A 20,792-nucleotide genomic window follows, 5' to 3' on the forward strand; every position below is an offset into this window, starting at 1 on the left:
CGGTCAAGCATCCCCGACCGGGAGCGGGATCCGCTGCTCTGACGGCGGCTCAGCCGGGCTCGTCGGAGGAAGGCGGAGCAGGCGGGCGGCCCAGCCGGGCAGCCACCAGTTGGCCTTGCCGAACAGCGACACCAGCGCCGGGAGCAGCAGCATCCGGACCACGACCGCGTCCAGCAGCACCCCGGCGGCCAGACCTGCCGCGATCTGACGGACCGTGATGTCGTTCGCGGTCGACAGCGAGGCGAGCGCGAAGAACAGGATCAGCGCGGCACTGGTGACCAGCCGACCGGTGCGCGAGACCCCCTCCACGATGCCCTCGTGGGTGGAGCGGGTGCGGTCGTAGCCCTCCCGGACCCGGGACAGGATGAACACCTCGTAGTCCATCGAGACACCGAACAGGAATCCGAAGATCAGCACCGGCGCGAAGCTGTCGACCGCCCCGTAGGACTTCGTTCCCCACAGCGCCTGCATGCCCAGACCCTGCTGGAAGACCAGCACCAGGATCCCGTAGGACGCCGCCACCGACAGCGCGTTGAGCAGCACCGCCTTCGCGGGGAGCAGGATCGACTTCAATCCCCGGGCCAGGAGCAGGAACGTCACGAGCGCCACCACGGCGAACAGCAGCGGGAACGCGCCGTAGGTCGAGTTGACCTGGTCGATGCTCAACGCGCCCTCGCCGCCGACCATGGCGTCGTGCGGCACGGTGTTCCTGATGTCGCTGAGCGTGGTGCCGCCCTGGGAGCTGCCGACCTCGTGCTGGGGGAGTGCGATCACGATCGCGCTACCGCCCTGCCGCCAGGACGCGTCGGTCGAGGTGACCGTGCCACGCAGGCCGGACACCTGGTCCAGCGAGGTGACGACCGAGGAAGCGTCCGCCGCGTGCGGTACCCAGATGGGCACCGCTGTCAGCGTGCCGCTGGAGAACCCGTCGTGCTCCAGCGCGTGCAGCCCGTCCGTGTAGGCGCCGCTGCTGGCCAGTGCGCTGCTGGTGGGCTGGGAGATGTTGATCGTCGCCGCCACCCCGGCCAGGCCGCACAGGATTCCCAGGCCGACCACGGCCGCGGCGACCCGGTGCCGGATGACCCGGTGCGACCACCAGGTCCAGAAGCCGCTCGCGCCGCGCCTGGAGCTGCGCCGCGGCCAGTCCACCTTCGGGCCGATCTTGGACAGGACGACCGGCAGCAGAGTCAACGCGACCAGCGTCGCCGTCGAGGGGATGAACAGCCCGGAGATGCCGATGCCGCGCACCACCGAGTTCGGGACGACGATCAGCGCGAACAGCCCCAACGACGCCACGAGGCCGCTGAACCACACCGAGTGCCCGGCGCGCTTCATGGCCTCACGAACCGCCTCGTCGTTCGGCCGACCCGCGGCCCGCTCCTCCCGCCAGCGCGTCACGATCAGCAGCGAGTAGTCGATCGACAGGCCGAGACCGAGCAGGGCCACGATGTACTGGACCGAGGGGCCGATCGGCGACGAGGACGGCATGACGAACGTCAGCCCGTAGATCAACAGCTGCATCGTCAGTACCGAGACCAACGCCATGATCAACGGCAGGAGTGCCAGGAACGACCCGAAGACCCAGGCCAGCACCAGCAGCGCACCCAACGCGCCGATGAGCAGCTCGCTCAGCACACTCGAGTTGCCCTGCGTGGTGTTTCCCGCCGCCAGCGACTTCAGGCTGGTGCTGTGGACGGCCAGGTTCGGCGCCGCTGCCTTCGCGGCGCCGCTGAGCGCGTCAACGGCGGCGGTGTCGATGTCGTCACCGTCGTGCGGTGGGTACGCCAGCACGATCGTGCTCGTGTCGCCGGACCCGACCAGGGTCTGGCTGCCCGTCGCGGCGTAGGACACGATGCGCAGCGTCGGCGCCGCTTTCGTGATCCCGGCGTCCACGGCCGCGAGCTCCGCCTGTACGCCGGACGACCGCACGGTCTGACCGGACGGAAGGTCCAGCACCAGCACCCCGGGATCGGAGGTGGCGCCGCCGTACTGCTTCGCGATCTGCTGGTCTGCCCGGTACGCGGCGCTGTTCAGGTGGTTGCCGCTCTTCAACCGGCCGGAGACCGACGGCGCCAGCACGAGGCCGACCACCGTGATCACCAGCCAGAGCAGTCCCACCGTCAGTCGATGTCGGGTCACCCATCCACTGAGTGCGTCCATGAAGTCCTCCAGGTAGGCCGTGGCCAGACGGGGCTCGGTCAACGTCACCGGGGACGCTAGGGGGGACCACCTTTCGGGAACCTTTCGGCGAGCTGAGGGCTCGTCAGGGTGGGTACGCTGCGCCGATCGGGTGTCCTGCGTACGGCTGGTCCTGTGCCGCTGTCCGGGTGTACCGGTGACTGTCGATCGATGCCGCGCGTATACCTCTGTGATCCACTCGCTGACGGGAGCGCGTGCCGGACGGCTGTCCCCGCCTCCCGTCCGCGTGCACGAACCGCGACGGAACGAGACATATGCGATACCGAACCCGGGTGACGGCTCCGGTGGCCGCCCTGCTCACGATGGCCGCCTCGCTCGCCGCCGGCCCGGCGGCGCGGGCCGCCGACCGGCTCGCACCGGCTCGGGGGCGGGTACGAGGGCGGACGGGCACCGGCGCGCCGGGCGGGGGCTCGGTCGGCGACCGGGTCTTCCCCGAGCTGGGCAACAGCGGCTACCAGGTCGAGGCGTACCACCTGGACCTCACCTGGCGGGCCGACACCCGGTTGGTCGACGCCACCGCGACGCTCAGCGCGTATGCGACGCAGGCTCTGTCCGGGTTCTCACTCGACGCGCTCGGGCTGGACATCCACGGAGTGCGCGTCAACGGCCGATCCGCGGGCTACCAGCAGCGCGGCGAGAAGCTGCTGGTCATCCCTCACTCGTGCCTGCCGGACCGCGGCGGGTTCGCCGTCGAGGTCGACTACACCGCCGACCCGCGCCGGATCCTGCCGCACACCGGGTGGGTCCCCACACCCGACGGGTTCGCGACGGCCGGCCAGCCGCAGTCGGCGCACACCGTCTTCCCCTGCAACGACCACCCCAGCCACAAGGCCGCCTTCGACTTTCGGATCACGGTGCCGGAGGGCCTGTTCGCGGTCGCCAACGGTTCCCTGGTCGCCACCACCCGAACCAGCACCATGACCGGCGCGCCGCAGACCACGTACCTCTACCGTTCCCGGCATCCGATGGCCACCGAGCTGGTGCAGATCTCGGTGGGCGACTACACGGTGCGAACCCGTCAGGGGCCGGGCGGACTGCCGCTGCGCGACATCGTCCCGACCTCGCGCGCCGCCGCGCTCGAACCGGCGCTGGCGCTCACGCCGGGCATGCTGGGCTGGCTCGAACAGCGGCTGGGCCCGTTCCCGTTCGAGACCTACGGCCTGCTGCCGTGCAACTCCGACGACCCGGACGCCTTCCAGTTCACCGGTCTGGAGACGCAGACCCTGACGCTCTACAAGCCCGGCTTCCTGCTCGACCCGGAGAGCAGTATCGGCTCGCACATGATGCACGAGCTGACGCATTCCTGGTTCGGCAACTGCGTCAGTCCCGCGAGCTGGTCCGACCTGTGGCTGAACGAGGGCCACGCGGACTACTACGGCCTGCTCTACCGGTACGAGAAGGGCTGGACCGACTCGCTCGGCCTGAACACGCTGGACGACCGGATGAAGTACACCTACGCCAGAGGTGACCAGTGGCGACAGGACTCCGGTCCGGTCGCCGCCCCCAGCGCCGCGAATCTGTGGGACAGCCAGCGCTACACCGGTGGTGTGCTGGTGCTGTACGCCCTGCGCCAGACCGTGGGCGAGGACACCTTCAACCGGATCGAACGCACCTTCCTCGAGCGGTACCGGCACTCCGTCGCGACGACCGCGGACTACGTCGCGGTGGCGTCCGAGGTGTCCGGCCGGGACCAGTCCGGCTTCCTCAACGACTGGCTCTACGGCACCAGGACCCCGAAGATGCCCGGCCACCCCGACTGGACCGTCACGCCGGCGACCAGGCCCGCGCCCGGGTCGGGAACCGGAGCGCAGCGCCTGCGCCACGACGCGAGCGCCACGCTGTGACCGCCACGCCGTGACCATGGCCGGCCCGGGGTGGCGTCGGCCCGGGGCGGGGTCGCGCCCGCCCCGGGCCGGGCCGGCCTCATCGTGCGTAGACGGCGACGAAGTCGCGGGTGGCCTGGGTGTAGTAGCGGTCGGCGGCCTCGCCGAAGTCGAGGATGTTGGCCGGGGTCGGGTTGGCCGGGTTGGCGGTCGAGTCGTAGCTCATGAACGAGGGCCAGGCGCCGTTCATGTCCAGTGGCATCGCGCGGACGGCTCCGGCGTGCTGCATCAGCTCCGCCAGGGTGCGGGCGGAGAGGACCTTTCCGACCACCATGACGATGTCGCCGCGCGCGGTGACGCCCACCCCGGAACGCTCCACGTACTTCTTCCCCTGATAGGCCCAGCCGTAGGCGTAGGGAACGTCGATGTTGTCCGCCACCCGGCCGCCGTCGACCATCAGCTGCAGGCACTGGCGGACGCCGATGACGTCGGGGGTCATCTTCACGTCCCGGCCCCAGCTGCCGATCCGGATCGAGCCGTCCCGGTAGAAGACCTCGGAGGCGGCGCCGTCCCGCAGCGTTCCGTCGGTGCGTCCGTCGAGGTAGAAGCCGCCGTGTGAGGTGCTGTCAGTGATCCGGAAGCCACCGTTCCAGGTCGCGATGAGCCCGGTGCGCTGGCCGACCGGGATGGTCGGCGGCACGGAGAAGGTCCCGCCGGGCTCGCGGAAGCCGGGGTGCAGTTGGAAACGCGCATGGCCGGCGCTGATCCAGGCGACCGCGGCCTCGTAGGAGGAGTGCTCGGCATCGGGGCGGATGTAGGTGCCCTGCACGAGCGGCATGCCGTGGTAGGTGACCAACGGCCGCCAGACGCCTTCGCCCGGCAGCCCCGGCGTGATGCTGGTGGGCATGGGGGCGAGCAGCGGCACTGCGGCGTTCTGGAGGGGGGTGACCGTCGTCCGCATCCGGGCCAGGGCGTCCGGCGAGAGCGAGCCGCCGACCCTCGGCGGGTTCAGCTGGTACTGCCAGTCCTCGAGCTGGTTGATGACCAGACCCAGGTGGTGGTCCCGGCCCCATTCGGCGAGCCTCGCCGCGACGCCGTCCTTGCCCGGATAGGTCAGGGCCTGGCCGATCGACCAGCCCAGGCAGCCGAGAAGGACCGTCCCGGCCGCCAGTACGCTCCGGGTGACGATGCGCCTGCGGCGCAGCTGAGCCGGTGTCAGGTCCCGCCGGTGCTTCCACGGCAGCCGGCGACGACGTGCCGGCGCGGCGGCTACGGCCTCCTGGTCGATCATGGGGTATTCCTCGTCCCGCGTAGTACAGCCAGACATATTGTGTGTATGCATGCCGTGTCTGCGCTCGGGCCAATCGCGAGCGCGACGTGAATCACCCGCACGCCGAGGGGGGTTGGCTGTCACCGCTCCCGGCTGGATCAGCCGGCACCCGGAGCGAGGCCGGGCCGCTCTGATATGAGCGGCTGGCGCCGCGGGCCCAAGTAGCTCCGCTACAAGGGCGTCCCGGCGCCTTGCCATCGAGCCACGCGGCGGAGCCGCACAGTGTCACTGCGACGGCGCGCGCCGAACCGAGCCCTATCGCTGCCCAGGTCGTTACGGGCAGCCGGGTCGGGGAGCGGCGGACCTGGTCGGAAGCCACTGCGCTGGCCGGAGCGGTGCGCGCTCGGTGGCTGGGGCGGGATGCAGGCAGCCGGCCGCGTTGGTTCCCGGGCCGGCCTCCGCGACGTCGGACGCGGCGTGGCGGGTGAGCAGCTGGATGCGCGCAGCCTCGGTGCGGATGTCGGGGAGCGAGTTGTAGAGCGCCGAGCCGGGGCAGAGCGTGCAGTCGGCGTCACGGTGGCCGGAGACCACGCTGAAGCTCTCCTGGCTGCCCGCACGGAAGCGGCTGAGGGTGTTGCTGCAGGTGAGGGTCACCGAGGAGCGAGGGTCGATCCCGGCGAGGCTCAGTTTCCACGCGACCAGCCGGGTGATCGCGTCGAGCATCAGTGCGGGTACCGCCGCTCCGTCGCTGAAGGTGCCGATGGCGGCGATGCCGACGGTGCCGAGGTTGAAGCCGCTGGAGTGGGCGCCGATCACCGGCTTGTCGATACCGCCGTGCCGACCCTCGTAGATGGTGCCGAACCTGTCGACCAGGAAGTTGTAGCCGATGTCGTCCCAGCCCCGTCGCCCGGTCTGGTCTCCGTCGATGTTGTTGATGATCGCGGGGACCTCGGTGGCCCGGTAGTTGTTTCCGCTGTCGGTGTGGTGGACGAATACGGCTTTCGCCGTGCTCGCGTACTGCGGCGCGGGCAGGCCGGTTCGACTCGGCGTGGTGTCCCAGGTCGCCCGGGGCACGATCGCGGGCTGGTCCACCACCCAGCGGACCGCCCGCGGCGCGGCCGTCGGACGTGCGGGCCCCCGCCCTGCCGCATGCGGCAGGGCGGGGGCCTTTGAAGCTGACATCGCGCTGACACCGCAGACGAGCGCCGCCTGTGCCACACGTCGCAAAACCAGACGCCGGTCTACGAGCATGAAGGCGACGATATGCGCGGTTTCCACCACCTGCATCCGCACCGGTCATTCGGGTGTCATGGTCGGACGGAGGCCGGAGGAAAGGTGTGTGGACGGGGACCGGTGACGGCTCAGGGTTGCAGGTGGGTGGGCTCGAACATGCGGAGCAGGGCCGGGAGCACGACGACGGAGGGGCCGGGGGTGGCCAGGGCGGCGGCGAGGTCGTCGCGGAGGCGGTCCGGGGTGGTCGCGGTGGCCGGGACGCCGAAGGCTTCGGCGAGGCGGACGAAGTCGGGCCGGGTGAGTTCCGTGGCGGTGGCCTGGCCGAAGGCTCCGTTCATGTACTCGCGCAGGATGCCGTAGCCGCCGTCGTCGACGATCAGCCAGGTGACCGGGAGCCGGTGCTGCAGTGCCGTGGCGAGTTCGGCGATCGAGTACATCGCTCCGCCGTCCCCGGAGACGGCCAGGACGGGCTTGGTCCCGCCGTCGCTGTTCAGTGCCGCGGCGGCGCCGAGCGCTGCGGGCAGGCCGTAGCCCAGGCCGCCGGCGCCCTGGGCGGAGTGCATGGCGCCGGGGGAGCGGGCGTCCCACGCGGACCAGGCCCAGTAGCCGAGGATCGTCATGTCGAAGAAGACCGGGGAGTCGTCGGGCAGGGCGTCGCGCACCGCGGCGAGGATCCGCTGTTCCAGGTCGAGTCCCTGGCCGTCGATCCGATGGCGCACGCGCTTGAGCAGGTCGGTGACGACCGCCTCGGCGCGGCCGTCCGGTGCTTTGGCCGGTACCGCGTCGCAGAGCGCGGACAGTGCCTGCGCGGCGTCCGCATGGATGCCGAGGGCGGGGTGGTTGGACTCCAGCTTCCCGAGGTCGGCCTCGATCTGGATGAGCCGGCCGCGCGGCGCGAAGGTGTGGTAGTTGCTGGAGAGTTCGCCCAGGCCGGAGCCGACGACCAGGAGCACGTCCGCGTCCTCGAGCAGGTCGGTGGTGTGCCGGTCCTCCAGCCAGGACTGCAGCGAGAGCGGGTGCTGCCAGGGGAAGGCGCCCTTCGCCCCGAAGGTGCTGACCACGGGGGCGCGGAGCTTCTCGGCGAGGCGCAGCAGCTGATCCGTGGCCCCGGCCCGCACGACGCCGCCGCCGGCCAGGACCACCGGGCGCTGCGCCTGCGCCAGCAGCGCCGCGGCCTCGGCGACGAGTTCGGGCCGGGGGGCGAGCGCACGCGGTTCGGCATGAAGGCCGGTGACCGGCGGCACGCTGGTCGGCGCGAGCAGGACGTCCTGCGGCACCTCCACCCAGACCGGACCGGGTGGGACGGTCAGCGCCGACTCCCAGGCCGCGGCGACGGCGGAGGGGATCTGGGAGGCGGTGCGCGCGATGTGCACGGACTTCACGATGTCGCGGAAACTGGCCTGCTGGTCGACGAGTTCGTGCAGATAGCCCTTGCGACGGCCGCCGAGCCCGGCGCTGGGGATCTGGCTGCTGATCGCGAGCACGGGGACGGAGGCGGCCGCCGCCTCCTGCAGCGCGGCGAGCGAGGTCAGCGCACCGGGGCCGGTGGACAGCAGCAGCGGCGCGACGGTGCGGGCGGTGCGGGCGTAACCGTCGGCGGCGAAGCCCGCGTTGTTCTCGACGCGCAGACCGACGTAGCGCAGCGAGGAGCGGCTGAGGGCGTCGAAGAGACCCAGGGCGTGCTGGCCGGGGATGCCGAAGACGCACTCGGCGCCCAGGGCGCTCAGCGACTCGACGACCAGGTCGCCTCCGTTGCGGACGTGACTCATTTGCCTTCCTCCGTACGGGTCGCCGCGATCTGACAGGCCATCAGGGTGGTGAGCTCGTAGGCGGTGTGGGAGGCGGCGACGGCGGTGATCTCGGCGTGGTCGTAGGCGGGGGAGACCTCGACGACGTCGGCGGAGACGAGGTTGCAGCCGGCCAGGCCGCGCAGGATCTCCAGCAGTTCGCGGGAGGTCAGACCGCCCGCCTCGGGGGTGCCGGTGCCGGGGGCGTGGGCGGGGTCGAGGACGTCGATGTCGACGGAGATGTAGAGCGGGCGGTCGCCGACGCGCTCGCGCAGTTGCTGGGCCACCTCGTCGACGCCGCGGCGCATCACGTCGGCGGAGGTGACGATGCCGAAGCCCATCTTCTGGTCGTCGGTCAGGTCCTGCTTGCCGTAGAGCGGTCCGCGAGTGCCGACGTGGGAGAGCGCCTCGGTGTCGAGGATGCCCTCCTCGACGGCGCGGCGGAACGGGGTGCCGTGGGTGTACTCGGCGCCGAAGTAGGTGTCCCAAGTGTCGAGGTGGGCGTCGAAGTGCAGTAGTGCGACGGGGCCGTGCTTCTTGGCCACCGAGCGCAGCAGCGGCAGGGCGACGGTGTGGTCGCCCCCGAGGGTCACCAACCGGGCGCCGGAGGCGAGCAGTTCGTCGGCGGCGGCTTCGATGGTCTCGACGGCCTGGTGGATGTCGTAGGGGTTGGCCGCGATGTCGCCGGCGTCGGCGACCTGCGCGAGGGCGAACGGCGAGGCGTCCTGGGCCGGGTTGTACGGGCGCAGCAGACGGCTGGCCTCGCGGACGGCGTTGCCGCCGAACCGCGCACCGGGCCGGTAGGAGACCCCGCTGTCGAACGGGACTCCGACCACCGCGATGTCCGCGCGGGCCACCTCGTCGAGGCGCGGCAGCCGAGCGAAGGTGGCCGGCCCGGCGTAGCGGGGGATACGCGAGGAGTCGACAGGGCCTCGCGGTTCTGCGTTGGTCATGGCGGGGGTGTTCCTTCCGGATGGTGCTTGATCATCGCGCCGGGTGCGATCGGTCTTGGACCTTCCGGCAGATGGGGCGCGGTCTCGAAGGGTTGCGGCGGTGGGCCCGCGTCAGAGCGCGGCTGCCGGCGCGTCCAGCTCGGCGGCGGCGCGTGCGTCCGTCCCCACCGGCGCCGTGGCCTCGTCTGCGAGGCGGCGGCGCCAGGCGTCGAGTACCGCCGCGTCGGTGGGCCGGGTCACCAGGCTGACCAGGAGGTAGGCGAAGAGGCTGACGCCCAGGCCGTAGTAGATGGGCTCGTTGGCCAGGACGCCCTTGACGACCATAAACGCGCTGACGGTGACGCCTCCGGAGACCACGGCGGCCAGTGCGCCCGGCAGGTTGCCGCGCTTCCAGACCAGGCCGCCGAGGATCGGCACCAGCAGACCGCCGACCAGCAGGTTGTAGGCGACGGTGAGGGCGGAGATCACGTCACTGAGCGCACAGGCGATCGCGATGGAGGCGATACCCAGCACCAGGATGAACAGCCGGTTGGTGCGGACCTCGTCGTGGTCGGAGAGCGTGCCTGCCTCGGGACTCCGGCCGACGAGCGCCTTGACGCGGCGCCAGATGTCGTTGTTGGCGACGGTGGCGGAGGCGATCAGCGCACCGCTGGCCGTGGACATCATCGCGGACAGCGCCGCCGCGAGCACCAGGCCCTTCACGCCGGTCGGCAGCGTGTGCTTGACGATCGTGGCGAAGGCGCTGTCGGCGCCGTCGAGGGTGGGGTAGAGCGCTTTAGTCGCGGTGCCGATGACGGCTCCGGCGACGGCGTAGACCAGGCAGTAGACGCCGGCGACCGTGCCGCCGTAGGCGGCGACCTTGTCGCTGCGTGCGGTGAAGACCCGCTGCCAGATGTCCTGGCCGATGAGCATCCCGAAGGTGTAGATCAGGACGTAGGTGAAGATGGTCTGGCCACCGATAGTGGTCGGCGAGAAGTAGCTGTGCGGGAGCCTGGCCTCCATCCCCGAGAAGCCGCCCGCCTTGACCACCGCGATGGGCAGCAGGAGCAGCAGCACGCCGATGCTCTTGACCACGAACTGCACCATGTCGGTCAGCGTGATCGACCACATGCCGCCCAGCGTGGAGTAGCCGACCACGATCGCACCGCCGATGATGATCGAGGTCCAGCGCGGCAGCCCGAAGAGCACGTCGAACACGCTGGCGTAGGCGATGGTGGAGGTGACCGCCAGCATCAGCGTGTACACCCACATCACCACCCCGGAGATGATGCTGGCCGCGTCGCCGTAGCGCAGCGAGAGCATCTCGGCGACGGTGTAGACGCGCAACCGGGCGATTCGGGCGGAGAAGAAGATGCTCAGCGCGAGCAGGCCGAGGCCGATCGCGAAGACCATCCACGCGCCGGACAGTCCGTAGGTGTAGCCGAGACGCACCCCGCCGATGGTGGAGGCGCCGCCGAGGACCACCGCGGCCATGGTGCCGGTGTACATCAGCGGTCCCAGCCGTCGCCCGGCGACCAGGAAGTCGCTCTTGGAGCGGGCGCGTCGCTTGCCCCACCATCCGACTCCGACGATGCCGATCAGGTAGGCGACGATCACGATGTAGTCGACGGCCATGCGGTCCTCCGATCCGGTCGGCCGCCGCGCGGGGGCCGGGTGTTGTGGGGGTGTCGCCGTCGCACCGTGGGGATGCGGCGACGTGACGGAGCCGACCCGGGGCCGCCTGACGGCGGACCGGGCCCGTACCGGGAAAGGGTGGATGCGGAGACGGTGCCGCCCGACCCGCGCTGGGTTCCGGGGACGGCCGGCGTCCTCTGTATCGCGGTTCCGAACCTAGGCCGGGCAGTGGCCCAGGGGAAGTGTACGTTCCATCTATTATTCGACATATCAGTGGATGTTTTGCACTGGGCCAACGTCCGAGTGTGTCTCCTGGAAAACAATCGTTGACGCTCAGACAACCGCGCCCTATGGTTTGCGGCACCCGGCGGCGATGTGACGCAGTCCGAACGAGCCATCGATCGTTCAAAGGTCCATGCGTTCGAGGCGCGCAGGCCGGGCCGAACCCCGCAACGCCCCAGTGGCCGGCCACAGCCGTGCCAGGGCGGTCACGCCCTCGACTCCACCACGCGGCACGTTTCCCCCTTGCGCGGCCGCAGCTCTCATCGCCCGATCCCCGCATGAGCGACATGCACAAGAGAGGCCATGCCACGCATGACTGAGCAGACGACAACCCCCATGAGCCGTCGGTCACTTCTGAAGACGGGTGCCCTCGCCGCAGTCGCGGCTCCGTTCGCGGGGAGCCTTCTCACCGCCTGCAGCACCAAGTCCTCCGACAGCGGTCCCGCGAACAAGACCGTCACTGTCACCTCGTACGGCGGCTCCTACAACGACCAGTTGACGAAGACGATCCTGACGCCGTTCCAGAAGAAGACGGGCATCCGCCCGACGCTGCTCGCCAACACCAGCCTGGCCGCCCTCAAGACGCAGGTGCAGTCCGGTGACGTGCAGTGGGACCTCGTGGAGCTGACCGCCCCCGAGTACGTCCAGGCAGTCAGCGAAGGACTGCTCGAGAAGTTCGACTACAACATCATCAGCGACACGGGGCTGCCGTCCTATGCGAAAGCGGACTACGGCATCAAGTACCTGAGCTTCCTGTTCGTCATGGCCTGGGACCAGACGCACATCCCCGACGCCCAGGCGCCCACGAACTGGGCCCAGTTCTTCGACCAGAGCCGGTATGCCACCAAGCGATCCGTCTACGGGCAGCTGTCGGACAGCTCGATACTCGAGGCCGCCCGGCTGGCCGAGGGCATCCCCTTCGACCGGATCTACCCTCTGGACGTGGACGCCGCCCTGCGCTACCTCGCCCAGCACCCCGGACGCGACAAGCTGATCTACCACACCGCCAACCAGGAGCCGATCCAGCAGCTGACCTCGGGCGAGGTCGCACTGTCGACCAGCTTCAACAACCGGATCAACGCCGCTCGCAAGGACGGCGCCAAGTTGAACTTCTCCTCCTCGAACGGAGTCCTCGCCGGCGACTACTTCGTCGTCCCGAAGGGCGCGAGGAACAAGGAGGCAGCGTTCCGGCTGATGGACTTCATGAGCAATGACGCGGACGCCGGGGCGGACTTCGACCAGACGACCAATCTCACGCTGGCGAACACCGCAGCACTTGCGAAGCTGCCCGCCGCCGTCGCCGACTCCCTGCCCACCAGCCCGAAACTGGCCGGCAGCATCCTGGTCCGTGACGACGCCTGGTGGGCCAAGAACCTCAAGGCCACGGAGCAGACCTTCAAGCTGTGGCAGGCGGCGAGCTGACGATGCCCCTCGCCACCGCAGTGCCCGCCCCGGCCGCCGGCGCCACGACCCGCAGGCGCACTCTGCGCTTCCGCAAGGGCTGGCTGCTCCTCCTCGCGCCGTGCGCCCTCTTCGACGCGGTCTTCTTCCTCACCCCGCTGGGGCGGCTGGTCGCCTCCAGCCTGCACGACCAGGCCTACCAGCGGGTGCTCCAGGACCCGTTGGTGATCAGATCACTGGTGAACACGCTGGAGATCAGCGCGCTGTCCACGCTCGCGACGATCGTGCTCGGCTATCTGCTGGCCGTCGTGATCTGGCGTCGCGGTCCGCTCATGCGCGTCATCCTGTTCGCCCTGGTGCTGCTGCCGTTCTGGACCGGAGTCCTGGTGAAGAACTTCGCCTGGGCAGTCCTGCTGCAGGACAACGGGATGGTGAACAGTGCCCTGCAGGGACTCGGGATCACCGACCATCCGCTCGCGCTGCTGCACAACCGCTTCGCCGTGGTGGTCGGGATGGTGCACTACCTGCTCCCCTACGCCGTGTTCCCGATCTTCGCCGCGCTGGCCGCGATCGACAACCGGCTGGAGCTGGCCGCACGTTCCTTGGGCGCCGGCGAGTTGTCGGTCTTCCGCCGGGTCATCCTTCCGCTCACGGCGCCGGGCGTTTCGGCCGCAGGACTGCTGGTGTTCATCATCAGCACTGGCTTCTTCATCACCCCGGTCGTGCTCGGCGGCCCAGGAGACATGATGATTGCCAATCAGATCGGCTTCTATGCCCTGCAGTTGACCGACTTCGCAGGTGCGTCCGCACTCGCGCTGCTGCTCACCGCCATGGTGAGCGTGCTGGTAGCGGTGTACCAGCGGATCCTTCGCGCCGGAGGTGCCCATGAAGTCGGCTAGCTCTCGATTCTCGCCGGCGCTGCTGGCAGCCGTGCCGGTGTTTGTCTTCCTCGTCGTGCCCACCCTGATCGTGGTGCCGATGGCGTTCAACCAGAGCCGGTACATCACCTTCCCGCCCGCCCACTTCTCCCTCGACGCCGTCTCGGGATTCCTCAGCGACCCGGCCTGGACCTCAGCCGTGGCCGCGAGCCTGCAAGCCGCCGGCATCGCCGTGGGACTCGCCGTGCTGCTGGGCGGCAGCGCCGCCGTGGCCCTGCACGGACGGCGGTTTCCCGGACGCAACTTGCTGACCGGGGTGATCCTCGCCCCCATGATCGTCCCCGCCATCGTCCTGGCGCTGGCGTTCTACCAGTTCTTCACGTCCCTCGGCCTGGTCGGCACCATTCTTCCGATCGGCCTCGCCCACGCGGTGGTTGCCACGCCGTACGCGTTCCTCACGGTCCGCGCCAGCCTGTCCGGACTCAATCCGGCCCTGGTTCGGTCGGCTCGCAGCCTCGGTGCGGGTTGGCTGTCGGTGGCGCGCTTCGTGTACCTGCCCGTCATCCGGCCCGGTCTCGTGGCGGGGGCGCTCTTCGCCTTCTCGGTCTCCATCGACGAGACCGTGATCGCCCTGTTCCTGCAGTCGCCGAGCGCGACGACGCTGCCAGTCAAGATGTTCACCGACATCCAGTACAACCTGACGCCGAAGATCGCGGTTTCCTCGGCGATGCTGGTCACCGCCGCCACGCTCGGGCTGCTGGTGCAGGTCTCCTTCATGCTCCGCCGCCGTTCCAACGCCCGGATGCTGCCGCTGACATCGGCAGCCGCCGACCAGACAGGGTGAGCTCAATGACTACCTCATCTCCGCTCCAGACAGCCGCCGACCCGACGACCGGGAACCAGGAGGAGGGTTCCATCGAACTGCGCCGGGTGCGCCGGACCTACGGTGACGTCACGGCAGTCGACGATATCGATCTCACGGTCCACCCCGGCGAGTTCGTCACACTGCTCGGTCCGAGCGGCTCGGGCAAGACGACGACCATGATGATGGTCGCCGGCTTCGAGGAACTCACCTCCGGCATGGTCCTGATCAACGGCCGGCCCGTCGACAAGCTCCCCCCGAAGGACCGCAACCTGGGTGTGGTGTTCCAGAGTTACGCCCTGTTCCCGCACCTGAGCGCTCGGGAGAACGTCGAGTTCGCGCTGCGGATGCGCCGGGTCCGTCCGGCGGAGCGGCGTCAGCGGGCCGAGGAGGCCCTCGAGCGCGTCGGCCTGGCGAAGCTGGGAGACCGTCGACCGCGCGAACTCTCCGGAGGACAGCAGCAACGGGTTGCGCTGGCCCGCGCCCTGGTCTTCAATCCCTCGGCGCTCCTGCTGGACGAGCCGATGGCGGCGCTGGACAAGCGGCTGCGCGAGCAGATGCAGGAGGAGATCAAGACCATCCAGCGGTCGCTGGGGATCTCCGTTCTGTTCGTCACCCACGACCAGGACGAAGCCATGTCCATGTCCGACAGGATCGTGGTGATGCGCGACGGGCGGATCGTGCAGCAGGGCGCGCCGGACGACGTGTACGCGCACCCGGTGAACGACTGGGTGGCCAACTTCCTCGGCGACGCCAACCTCCTTCCGTGCACCGTGCTGGAACGCTCGGGCGAGACCGCCGTCGTCGATCTCGGCGAGCTCGGCGTGGGCCGTGTGCGGGACCGCGGCGCGAGCGGCGATCGGTACGCGGTGTCCATCCGCCCTGAGCATCTGGCCTTCATCCCCGCCGACCGCACGGAGAACAGTGCGAGCGGCCGAGTGGTGACCTCCACCAACCTCGGTGCGACCATCCGTCACCGCCTGCGGGTGGGAGGGCAGGACCTGCTGCTGCGCGAACTCTCGGCGGGACGGCGCACCGCGCGCGAACTCGACGGCGAGGTCTTCGTCGGGTGGGAGCAGGACGAGGCCCAGCTGCTGGTCCTCGAGTCCTGACGAGAACGGCCCCGCCCGGGGCGTGACCCGCGGGGGACGTACCGCTGCCGGGGTCGCGTCCGGTCGGCCCGAGGTGCCGACTCCGCCGGACGGCGGAGTCGGCACCTCGGCCGTCGTTCCTGCGGCACATCGCCGAACAGGCGCGCTAGTCTCTGGGGCGATACTGCGTGAGCGAGAGCAGTGCAGGAGGAGGGACCCCTTGAGAGCACTGCCTGTCTCGCCACGCAACACCAAGCTGCAGATCGGCGCGGGGCTGCGTGCGGCGCGTCAGGCCAATCGGCTCACCATCGGACAGGTCGCCGACGTGACCGGGCTGACCAAGGGTTTCATCAGCCGCGTGGAGCGCGACGAGACCTCGCCCAGCGTGGTCACCCTGCTGACCCTGTGCGAGGTGCTCTCCCTGCAGGTCGGATCGCTGTTCGAGTCTGCGGAGGTGGGGCTTGTCCGTCGCGCCGAAGCGCCGGTGATCAACCTCGGCGGTACCGGTGTCGCCGAGCGACTGATGACCCCGCGCGGGCAGTCGCGGCTGCAGCTGATCCACTCGATCGTCGAACCCGGCGGCAATGGTGGACGCGAGCTGTACACGATCAACTGCGAACTCGAGACCGCGTACGTCCTCAACGGCGCCATCGAGCTGCGCTTCAGCGAGTCCAGCACCCGACTCGAAGCGGGGGACGCGCTGACCTTCGCCGGAGGTGAGCCGCACAACTGGAAGAACCCGGACGCCACGCGGGGTGCCGAGATGATCTGGGTCCTCGTGCCCGCGCCGTGGAGTGGGGCTTCCTAGCCCGACCTCTGACCTCTGATCTGTGATCTGTGACCGTCGGACCTCGGCCCTCGGCCGGCTGAACGAGCCGGCCGAGGGCCGAGGCAGGACTTCCGATGTCGCGCGAAGCGGTCAGCCCGCCGTCGCGGTCATCACATGCTTGATGCGGGTGTAGTCCTCGAAGCCGTAGGCGGAGAGGTCCTTGCCGTAGCCGGACTTCTTGAAGCCGCCGTGGGGCATCTCGGCCACGAGCGGAATGTGGGTGTTGATCCAGACGCAACCGAAGTCCAGGCGCCGGGACATCCGCATGGCGCGGGCGTGGTCCCTGGTCCAGACGGATGACGCGAGGGCGTACTGGGCGTCGTTGGCGAAGGCGACAGCCTGTTCCTCGTCGGTGAACCGCTGCACGGTGATGACCGGGCCGAAAACCTCGTTCTGGATGATCTCGTCGTCCTGCTTCAGGCCGGAGACGACCGTGGGGGAGTAGAAGTAGCCCTTGTCACCCACCTGGTGGCCGCCGGTCTCGATCGTGGCGTGGGCCGGGAGGCGCTGGACGAAACCGGCCACCTGCGCGAGCTGGTTGGCGTTGTTGAGCGGGCCGTACTGCACGTCCGGGTCGTCCGGATGGCCGGTCCTGGTGGCCGCGACAGCCTTGGTCAGGGCGGCCAGGAACTCGTCGTGGAGCTCGTGCTGCACCAGCACGCGGGTGGCCGCGGTGCAGTCCTGGCCCGCGTTGAAGAGCCCGGCCGCGGTGATGCCTTCGACCGCGGCGGCGATGTCGGCGTCCTCGAAGACCACGACCGGGGCCTTGCCGCCCAGCTCCAGGTGGACCCGCTTGACGTCCTTGGCGGCGCTCCGGGCGACCTGGATGCCCGCTCGCACCGAGCCGGTGATGGCTGCCATCGCGGGGGTGGGGTGCTCCACCATCAGGCTGCCGGTCTCCCGGTCACCGCAGATCACATTGAGGACGCCGGTGGGCAGACCCAGCCCTCGCAGGACCTCCCCGACGATCTCGGCGAGCAGCAGCGTGGAGGCCGGGGTCGTGTCCGACGGCTTGAGCACCACGCTGTTTCCGGCGGCGATGGCCGGGGCGAACTTCCATACCGCGGTCATCATGGGGTAGTTCCATGGTGCGACCTGGGCACAGACACCGACCGGTTCGCGGCGGACGAAGGAGGTCGTGCCCTGCAGGTACTCGCCCGCGGACTTGCCCTCCAGCAGGCGGGCCGCGCCCGCGAAGAATCGTATGTGGTCCACCATCGGGGGTATCTCCTCGGCGGCGGTGAGCCCCCTCGGCTTGCCGGTGTCGCGGCACTCAACGTCGACCAGCTCCCGTGCCCGCGCCTCGACCGCGTCCGCGATCCTGAGCAGGGCCAGCTGGCGCACCGACGGGGTGGTGTCGCGCCAGCTCTCGAAGGCGACTGCCGCGGCGGCCATGGCTTTGTCGACGTCCGCCGCTGCTGAGAGCGGCGCGGTCGCGTAGACCTCGCCCGTCGCGGGGTCGATCACCTCGGTGGTCCGGCCGTCGGCCGCGTCGGTGTACGCGCCGTTGATGTAGTTGCGCAGCTTGCCGGGTTCGCTCATGGGGCCATGTCTTTCTGCGTGGTTGATCTGGGTAGGCGAACCCCCTGGGGTTGGCGCGCCCGGGGCAGGCGTGCCGAATCGCCGTCCTGGCGGGCCCACTGCTGAGACCCGACTGGCGCGCGGTTGCAGCCCTGCATCGCGCCGGACTGAGCGCGGTTCAGGGCTGCAACTAGTGAGTTCGACCTCGCGGAGGCGGGCAGGCAGGACGGCGTCGGTTGGGCTGGGGATCGCGTCTGCTGTGTCGCGGTACGAACCTAACCGCGGCCGCAAGCAGGAGGAAGTGTAGGTTTCATCTGCCAGTAGGCTCCATGATGGATGTTGTGCACACCAGGATCGGCGTGCGGCAGTGAGTCTCGTTCCGATCGGCAGAGGAAACCGTCATGCCTGAACCCGAGCGCGAGCCGACCGCTTATCTCTCCGCCGTGCCTCTGCGGGAGGTGCTCGCCCACCCCGAACTACAGCTGCTGCAGATCGCCGGACCGTCCGATGACCGGCCGGTCGCCATGGTCCACACCACCGAGTGGGAGGATCCGACCCAGTACCTGCTGGGCGGCGAACTGCTGCTCACCGCAGGTAGGCACCTGCCGGCCGCCGCCGAGGAGATCGACTCCTACGTCCGTCGGCTGGTCCGGGTCGGGGTGGCTGCCCTCGGCTTCGGGGTCGCCCCGGTACACGCCGAGGTACCGGCGGAGCTGGTCGAAGCCTGCGACCGAGAAGGGCTGCCGCTGCTCCGCGTGCCACCGCAGACGCCGTTCGTCGCCATCGGGCGGGCGGTCTACCTGGCCATGGCCGAGGCCCGCAGCCGAGACCTGCAGCGAATGTCCCAGGCCCAGGCCGCCCTGGCTTCGGCCGCGGCCCGGCCGGACGCGGTGGAGGCCGTCCTGCGGCAGCTGGCTTCCCACCTCGGCGCGTGGACCCTGCTCATGGACGGCGACGGCCGTGAACTCTTCACCGCCGGTAGGCGTCCAGCCGAGCCGATGCCGGAGCGGCTGCGCGCGCTCGCGGGCGACTTGGGCGCACGGCGGCGGTCCGCGGTGGACCGGCAACTCGCCATTCGCACCCCGGGGTCGGCAACCGAGCACCATTGCGGGACGCAGCTCGTCGCGCACACGCTGCCCGGCGGCGACACCGCCACCCCGCTGGTGCTCGGCCTCGTGACCTCGGCGCAACTCTCGGCCGTGGACCGGTCGGTGACGGGAGTCGGCGTCGTCCTGCTCTCACTTCTCACCGGGCCGCGACACGCGCTGGGCGGGGACACCCGAAGCGCGGCCGCACTGGTTCGAGTCCTGCTGGGCGCGGACGCGGCGGAAGTCGCCACGCTGCTGCACCCGGCCACCGCCCTCCCCGACCCAGCCGGTCCAGCCCGTTGGGTCGTGGTCCAGGGGCGCCGCACCGCAGTTGTGGACGGATCCCAGCCGCCCTCCGCCCCGGTCCACGTCGCGGCCCTGGGTACCGCCCTCGGCACCCCCTATCTGGAGATCGAGGGCGACACGCTGTGCGCCGTCGTCCCCCTTGACGATCGTGGGTCCGACGTGGAGGGGGGAGCCGCACCCGGCTTCGAGACCACTGCCAGGCTCGGCTGGACACTGGGCATCAGCCCGCCCGCGACGGCCGCCGATCTCCCGCTCGCCGCCAACCGCGCCGAGCGCGCGCTACGCCGGGCGCTGGGCACCGGCAGCCACGTCGTCCACCACAACGGCGATCAACTGAGCCTGCACGCCCTGGTCGCGCCCGTCGATGCGCGGGCGCTGGCCCATACCCGTTTCGCACCACTCATCGAAGCGGGGTCGCCCGGCCTGGAGGCGCTGCTGGACACGCTGCGGACCTGGCTGTCCCTGCACGGCAGTTGGGACCGGACAGCAATCGCCCTTGACCTGCATCGCAACACGGTGCGGCAGCGCATCGGCCGGATAGCCACACTTCTGGACGTCGATCTCGCGGACGCGGATGTGCGGATGGAGTTGTGGTTCGCACTGCGCTGGCTGCCCGGCGAGGACGAGTCAGCCTGAGACCGACCGGCACATGGGGGGCGTCGCAGGCAAGGGGGCACCTCCCGCCCGAAGGGTGGGGGAGGCTCTCGCCTGACCGGGTTGTCGTCAGTCGCCAGTGCTCCGCAATGGCTCCTTCCTCCGCCCCGCCCAGACTCTCCCCCAAACTTCGTCCGGGGGTGCCCCCTCTCTCGCCCCGCTCCTTCACCCACCCCCCATGTGCCGGTCGGTCTATAGCCGCAGCGCCTCCGTGGCTTCCCCCTCCACGCGAGTGCGCACGGCGATGTGCTCGGCGGCGGTGAGCCGGGCTGCGGCGACGGCGGTGTGCGCCTGAGCGGTGGCCTGGTCCGGCGAGCCGGTGAGGTGGAGCGGAGCGCCGAGGTGCACGTGCAGCCGGGGTCGACGCAGCGGCGCGGTGAGCACACCGGCGAGTTGCTTGATCCGCCCACCGGAGACGACCCGGCGGGCGCCCACCTGCCCGAGCGGGACGACGGGAGCCCCGGTGGCCAGGGCGAGCCGGGCCACGCCGGAGCGGAAGGGCTCGGGATCGCAGTCGGCGGAGTCGCGTCGGCGCGGCAGTCTCCCCTCCGGGTAGATCACCACGATCCGCCCGCGGACGATGGCCTGTGCCGCCAACTCCAGTGCCTCGGCGGCGCGCGGGCCGCCGCGGTGGACCGGGATGTGGCCCTCCGCGCGCAGCCGGGTGCCCAGCAGAGGGACGCGCCACAGACCGGCCGCTGCCAGCACCACCGGGTCGCGCGCGTCCACGCGGGCGAGCGCGGCCAGTACCAGCCCCGGGTCGATCAGCGAGCTGTGGTTCGCGGCCACGATGCTGCCGGGCGCGATTGGGTGCGTGTGGTCGGTGGTGACCTGGAATCGCCCGAGGGCGGGGACGACGCGGCGGGCGATGTCGCTGAGCATGGCGCCCATCCTGGTCCCAACCGCGCCCGGTGCGCCTGAGTACGCACGCCCGAGTACGTGCACCCCAGCGGGTCTCGTCGACGTGCCGTCGGTGCCGGGCTGATCGGCAGCGGCGCCGG

At 70.3% G+C, this 20,792-nt stretch carries 15 protein-coding genes; 7 read left to right on the forward strand and 8 right to left on the reverse strand.

Going from position 1 to position 20,792, the window contains the following annotated elements; translation table 11 throughout:
* Nucleotides 1–3 precede the first annotated feature (3 nt).
* Nucleotides 4–2,208: an MMPL family transporter gene (locus ABIA33_RS32870; RefSeq protein ID WP_370086796.1), complete on the reverse strand. Its 2,205-nt coding sequence runs from the start codon at nt 2,206–2,208 to the stop codon at nt 4–6.
* A 245-nt stretch (nt 2,209–2,453) separates the two neighbouring features.
* On the opposite strand from ABIA33_RS32870, the gene ABIA33_RS32875 reads away from it, so the two are divergent.
* On the forward strand, nt 2,454–4,043 hold the full coding sequence (locus ABIA33_RS32875; protein WP_370086798.1) for a M1 family metallopeptidase: 1,590 nt from the start codon (nt 2,454–2,456) through the stop codon (nt 4,041–4,043).
* Between the two features lie 79 nt (nt 4,044–4,122).
* Here ABIA33_RS32875 and ABIA33_RS32880 read toward each other — a convergent pair whose 3' ends face one another.
* The 5 genes from ABIA33_RS32880 to ABIA33_RS32900 form a co-directional block, all read right to left on the reverse strand.
* Nucleotides 4,123–5,313: a phosphodiester glycosidase family protein gene (locus ABIA33_RS32880; protein WP_370086801.1), complete on the reverse strand. Its 1,191-nt coding sequence runs from the start codon at nt 5,311–5,313 to the stop codon at nt 4,123–4,125.
* A gap of 312 nt (nt 5,314–5,625) precedes the next feature.
* Complete coding sequence (locus tag ABIA33_RS32885; RefSeq protein ID WP_370086803.1) at nt 5,626–6,474, reverse strand: peptidoglycan recognition protein; 849 nt, start codon at nt 6,472–6,474, stop codon at nt 5,626–5,628.
* A gap of 179 nt (nt 6,475–6,653) precedes the next feature.
* Nucleotides 6,654–8,294 (reverse strand): thiamine pyrophosphate-binding protein, encoded by a 1,641-nt coding sequence (locus ABIA33_RS32890; RefSeq protein WP_370086805.1) that lies wholly within the window; start codon nt 8,292–8,294, stop codon nt 6,654–6,656.
* Nucleotides 8,291–9,265, reverse strand: coding sequence for an agmatinase (speB, locus tag ABIA33_RS32895; RefSeq protein WP_370086807.1), 975 nt, complete (start codon nt 9,263–9,265; stop codon nt 8,291–8,293). The genes ABIA33_RS32890 and speB overlap by 4 nt, the downstream gene beginning before the upstream one ends.
* Nucleotides 9,266–9,376: 111 nt before the next feature.
* A complete protein-coding gene (locus tag ABIA33_RS32900; protein ID WP_370086809.1) occupies nt 9,377–10,879 on the reverse strand; it encodes a sodium:solute symporter in 1,503 nt (500 codons plus the stop codon).
* A 618-nt stretch (nt 10,880–11,497) separates the two neighbouring features.
* Between ABIA33_RS32900 and ABIA33_RS32905 the strand changes: the two genes are divergently transcribed.
* From ABIA33_RS32905 to ABIA33_RS32925, 5 genes are all read left to right on the forward strand, one after another.
* Nucleotides 11,498–12,583: an extracellular solute-binding protein gene (locus ABIA33_RS32905; protein WP_370086811.1), complete on the forward strand. Its 1,086-nt coding sequence runs from the start codon at nt 11,498–11,500 to the stop codon at nt 12,581–12,583.
* Nucleotides 12,565–13,461, forward strand: coding sequence for an ABC transporter permease (locus tag ABIA33_RS32910; protein WP_370086814.1), 897 nt, complete (start codon nt 12,565–12,567; stop codon nt 13,459–13,461). The genes ABIA33_RS32905 and ABIA33_RS32910 overlap by 19 nt, the downstream gene beginning before the upstream one ends.
* Nucleotides 13,448–14,284, forward strand: a complete 837-nt coding sequence (locus tag ABIA33_RS32915) for an ABC transporter permease (RefSeq protein WP_370086816.1) — start codon at nt 13,448–13,450, stop codon at nt 14,282–14,284. The genes ABIA33_RS32910 and ABIA33_RS32915 overlap by 14 nt, the downstream gene beginning before the upstream one ends.
* A gap of 5 nt (nt 14,285–14,289) precedes the next feature.
* Nucleotides 14,290–15,414: an ABC transporter ATP-binding protein gene (locus ABIA33_RS32920; protein ID WP_370086818.1), complete on the forward strand. Its 1,125-nt coding sequence runs from the start codon at nt 14,290–14,292 to the stop codon at nt 15,412–15,414.
* Nucleotides 15,415–15,613: 199 nt separating this feature from the next.
* The gene (locus tag ABIA33_RS32925) at nt 15,614–16,201 is read left to right on the forward strand and encodes a helix-turn-helix domain-containing protein (protein ID WP_370086820.1); all 588 of its coding nucleotides are present in this window, start codon (nt 15,614–15,616) and stop codon (nt 16,199–16,201) included.
* Nucleotides 16,202–16,312: 111 nt separating this feature from the next.
* Here ABIA33_RS32925 and ABIA33_RS32930 read toward each other — a convergent pair whose 3' ends face one another.
* Nucleotides 16,313–17,764 carry a gamma-aminobutyraldehyde dehydrogenase gene (locus ABIA33_RS32930; RefSeq protein ID WP_370086822.1) on the reverse strand — a complete coding sequence of 484 codons (1,452 nt, stop codon included), beginning with the start codon at nt 17,762–17,764 and terminating at the stop codon, nt 16,313–16,315.
* A gap of 380 nt (nt 17,765–18,144) precedes the next feature.
* On the opposite strand from ABIA33_RS32930, the gene ABIA33_RS32935 reads away from it, so the two are divergent.
* Complete coding sequence (locus ABIA33_RS32935; protein WP_370086824.1) at nt 18,145–19,773, forward strand: PucR family transcriptional regulator; 1,629 nt, start codon at nt 18,145–18,147, stop codon at nt 19,771–19,773.
* A 210-nt stretch (nt 19,774–19,983) separates the two neighbouring features.
* Here the strand turns inward: ABIA33_RS32935 and ABIA33_RS32940 are convergent, their stop codons facing one another.
* Nucleotides 19,984–20,673: a lysophospholipid acyltransferase family protein gene (locus ABIA33_RS32940; RefSeq protein WP_370086826.1), complete on the reverse strand. Its 690-nt coding sequence runs from the start codon at nt 20,671–20,673 to the stop codon at nt 19,984–19,986.
* Between the last annotated feature and the right edge of the window lie 119 nt (nt 20,674–20,792).

The organism is Streptacidiphilus sp. MAP12-16, from assembly GCF_041262165.1.
Classification (GTDB): Bacteria; Actinomycetota; Actinomycetes; order Streptomycetales; family Streptomycetaceae; genus Streptacidiphilus.